Raw genomic sequence first — 339 nt, 5'->3', positions numbered from 1 at the left:
CGTGGTGGAACGGGAGTTGGCGAGGGCGGTGCAGGGGCGGTTTCACGTGGGGCCGCTTCTCTTCCATCTCGCCGGTATCCCCAGCTACCTCCTCGTAGCCGAGCTCGCCGTCAACCGTGTCCTGCGCGGCGACCTGCCCCGAGCCGCCGCCAACCCGGCGAAACTCCGCATCTCCGCCTCCGCTCCCTGGCACGGCCCCGCCCGCGCCACCCTCGCCTACGCCAAGGCCAACCACGCTCCCGCCGGTCGTCTCACGGAGGTCGCGGGAGCGCAGGCGCCCGCCGCCCTGCACACCGGTCACGCGGTGCTGGCGGCGCGTGGGGAGTGGGTGACGAACGA

The 339-nt window shown here is 73.5% G+C and carries 1 pseudogene; it reads left to right on the top strand.

The features are described 5' to 3' along the window. Positions 1 to 339: pseudogene (locus KVT44_RS55825) on the top strand (nucleotidyltransferase domain-containing protein); the annotation flags it as partial.

It is taken from the genome of Streptomyces sp. GbtcB7, assembly GCF_019091445.1.
Classification (GTDB): domain Bacteria; phylum Actinomycetota; class Actinomycetes; order Streptomycetales; family Streptomycetaceae; genus Streptomyces; species Streptomyces mirabilis.
This window is presented reverse-complemented; position numbering and strand designations above follow the sequence as displayed.